We start from the raw sequence: 3,950 nt of genomic DNA, 5'->3' as shown, positions 1-3,950 counted from the left end.
TAGTGACAAAGTTGATGAAAGTGATTTCTATAATTTGTTAAAATATAGTATTGCGAGCTATAAAAATTTGGAAGGAATACTTATAGGAGATGATGATGCATTAGAATTTTATTTGAAATATAAAGAGGATTTGTTTAAAGATATTCCTGCTTCATTTTTTGGAATATATGATAAAAAAAATATAGAACGAGCTTTAAAATATAAAAATGTAGCAGGGGTAAGAGAGGTAGAATCTTTAGACCAGATAATAGAATTAATACGAAAGCACCATAAAAATGTAGAAAATATTGTTTTTATAGATAATGATAATAGGGTGAAAAATGAATTTGAAGCAAGTGAAGAAAATGCTTTAAAATATAGTAATTTAAATTTTGAGTGGATAATTACTAATGATATTGTATCAGATGAATTTGTACATGAACTTAAAAAAGTAGAAGAAAACTCTGCAATAATAAGTTTATATCCAATACATTTTAAAGATGTAAAATGGCTTGGTTATGATGATATAAATAAAGGAATAAAAAATTATACAAATCAAATACCAATTTATGCATGTCTAAGTTATGGAATAACTGAAGGTGTTATTGGAGGGAAGGTTATAAATCATTATAATCAATCAAAAAGTGCAACAGAAATGTTACTTAAAATTATAAATGAAGAGACCACAAAACAATTGTACATTGGAGATGATAGTATTAATGATTATATATTTGATTATGAAACTTTAAAAGAATATAATATAAAAAAATGGGATTTACCAAAGGGTTCAATAATACTAAATAATCCTAATGATATAATTTATAAATATCCAGATATAGTTATTAGCCTAATTTTCTTATTTGTGGGATTGATTTGTATAATTATAACATTAATATGTTATATAAGATATAAAATAAGATATGAAAAGAAATTGTTAAAGGCAAAATATGCAGCAGAAGAAACAAATAGATTAAAGGCTCATTTTGTATCTAATATAAGTCATGAATTAAAGACTCCAATTACAGTTATAATGTCAGTTATACAACTTGTACAAGTAAAAAATAATGAATGTAAGAATAACCACAATATAGAAATTATTAATAGTAATTGTCAAAGATTATTAAGACTTATAAATAATATAATAGATATTGAAAAGTTTGATAATCATAAATTAAAATTAGACTTAGAAAATATAAATATAGTAAATTTAATAGAAGATATAATATCATCTATTAATCCATATGCAAAATCAAAAAATTTGAGAATAATATTTGATACCAATGATGAAGACATAGTTATGGCTCTAGATTGTGCTAAAATAGAAAGAGTCTTGTTAAATTTACTTTCAAATGCAATTAAGTTCTCTTATGTTGATGGAATAATATATGTTAATGTAAATAAAAAAGAGGAAAATGTAATAATAAGTATAAGAGACTTTGGAATAGGTATGAGTGAAAAGTATTTAGATAAAATATTCGATAGGTTTATTCAAGTTGATAATACTATGACAAGGAAAAATGAGGGAAGTGGTATAGGGCTATCAATAGTAAAGTCATTTGTTAGTTTACACAATGGAAGTATTAGCGTTAAGTCAAAAGAAAATGAGGGAAGTGAGTTTGTTATAAATCTTCCTATTAATTTAATTGAAGATAAGGAATTATTTTTATATGATAGTGAGGTTTTAGATTTTAATATAAAAACAGAGCTTTCGGATATATATATGTAGATTAAAATAGGGTGTCGAGAAATACGACACCCTATTTTAGAATATTAATAGTATAGATTAATTCTTATATATTCTATAAGCACTACTAAATCCATCCATAAAAATAGGAGGATGAAGAGGATTAAAAGTAAAGAATTAACTTTGTATAAACAATACAATAAAGCTAATTCTTTTATTAAAATCTTTTAACAAGAAAATTTAATTGTTATTATGAGAATAAGCTGATATAATATCACTTTCGTCAGTTTTCATATTACTTAAAGTATTTTTATAAAATACTGCAAAACTAATTACAGTAGTAGCACAAGCAATGATATCAGCAACAGGTTCTGCTAAAAGAACACCGAAAAGTCCATTTTCCGTAAAGTTTGGAAGTATAAATATTAATGGAACTAAAAGAACTACTTTTCTTAAAAGTGCTAAGAATAAAGAAATTTTTGCTCTACCTAAAGCTAAGAAAGTTTGCTGACAAGCTATTTGAGCCCCAAATATAAACATACCAGCAAAATAAATTTCAATAGACCAAGTAGTTATCTCCATAAGTTCTGGTTTATTATTAAATATACTAACAAAGAAATCAGGGAATAACATTAATAATATAACTATTAAAGTTGAATAAGATAAACAAGTTAATAAAAGAAGCTTAAAAGTCTTTTTAACTCTATCTAAATTTTTAGCACCATAGTTATAACTTATTATAGGTTGAGCACCTTGAGTAAGTCCCATAAGTGGCATAGTTATTATTTGCATTATACTACTCATTATAGTCATAGCGCCAATTGCTAAGTCGCCACCAAATCTTGAAAGTTGGTTATTTAAACTAACTAAAACTAAACTTTCAGTTGCTTGCATAATAAATGGTGCTATACCTAAAGCTAAAATTGAACCTACTATTTTTTTATCTAACTTTAAATATTTTTTTCTTATTTTTAAAATACTTTTCTTACCAAATAAGAAGTTTAAAGCAAATAGAGATGAAACACCTTGAGCTATAATACTTGTAAGGGCAGCTCCTTTAACACCCATATCAAAAGTAAATATAAGTATAGGATCAAGAGCTATATTTATAACAGCACCTATTAAAACTGTAAGCATACCAATTTTTGCAAAGCCTTGAGTATTTATAAAAGGATTCATACCTAAAGCGATTTGAACAAATAAAGTACCCATAACATATATAGTTAAATAATCTAGAGCATAATTAATAGTTGTTTCACTAGCTCCAAAAGCCCAAAGTATTGGCTCTTTAAATAATAAAAATACTATTGTTAGAGAAACGCCAATTATAAGAAGCATAGAAAAGCTATTACTCATAATTTTTTCAGCTTCATCATTGTTTTTCTCTCCCATTTTAATAGCAGTAAGTGGAGCACCACCAGAACCTATTAAATAACTAAATGCAGATATAATCATTATAATAGGCATAGCAACTCCAATACCAGCCATGGCAATTTCACCATTTACCATTCTACCTATAAATATTCTATCTACAATGTTATATAATAGATTAACCATTTGAGCTATTATAGCAGGAACAGCAAGATTTATAAGTAACTTGCCAACACTACCTTCACCTAAGTTCATATTTTTATTTTTCATAACATCACCACCTAATATTAATATGTAAATTTTAATATATTTGTTATAATAATCTATAGGGTAACCCGATAGTCAATAGGAGTGATAAAAAATGAAATTGAAATTAAAACCCCTTTCAACAGGAGAATTTGCAAAGATATGTAATGTGAAAAAGCATACATTATTTCATTATGATGATATTGGTCTATTGAAACCTGATTATTATGATGAGAATGGATATAGATTTTATTCTTATAGTCAGCTTAATTTATTTTATTTTATATCTATGATGAAAGAGTTAGGTATGTCATTAGATGAGATAAAGTCTTACTTAAATAGTAGAACACCAGAGCAAATGGAAGAGCTTTTTACAAGTAAAATAAATCAAATATCAAATGAAATAAAAAGATTAAAAGAAAATAAAAGAATATTAAAATCTAGGATTGATAAAATACAATATGCTAGTGAAGTTAAAATTGATAAAATTTATAAAGAGTATCAAGAAGAAGAATATTACTTACGTTATAGAGATATAGATGATCCTACAGATAAGGATGTATACAAGTTATTTGAGGATAATTTTAGCGAATATACTTCTATTAAAGGGTTAGATACATCGAGATACTCTATTATTACAATTGAAGAGATTTGTGGTGAATATAGATAT

The 3,950-nt window shown here is 25.4% G+C and carries 3 protein-coding genes; 2 read left to right on the top strand and 1 reads right to left on the bottom strand.

Going from position 1 to position 3,950, the window contains the following annotated elements; translation table 11 throughout:
* Nucleotides 1-1,705: HAMP domain-containing sensor histidine kinase (locus Q5F54_RS11525; protein ID WP_302334464.1), on the top strand; the 1,705-nt coding region annotated here is incomplete at its 5' end.
* 198 nt (nucleotides 1,706-1,903) lie between these two features.
* Here Q5F54_RS11525 and Q5F54_RS11520 read toward each other — a convergent pair.
* Nucleotides 1,904-3,304, bottom strand: coding sequence for an MATE family efflux transporter (locus Q5F54_RS11520; RefSeq protein WP_302334463.1), 1,401 nt, complete (start codon nucleotides 3,302-3,304; stop codon nucleotides 1,904-1,906).
* A gap of 91 nt (nucleotides 3,305-3,395) precedes the next feature.
* On the opposite strand from Q5F54_RS11520, the gene Q5F54_RS11515 reads away from it, so the two are divergent.
* The coding region (locus tag Q5F54_RS11515) for a MerR family transcriptional regulator (RefSeq protein WP_302334462.1) at nucleotides 3,396-3,950 on the top strand (555 nt) is incomplete at its 3' end.

The organism is uncultured Romboutsia sp., from assembly GCF_958366745.1.
GTDB lineage: Bacteria > Bacillota > Clostridia > Peptostreptococcales > Peptostreptococcaceae > Romboutsia > Romboutsia timonensis.
This window is presented reverse-complemented; position numbering and strand designations above follow the sequence as displayed.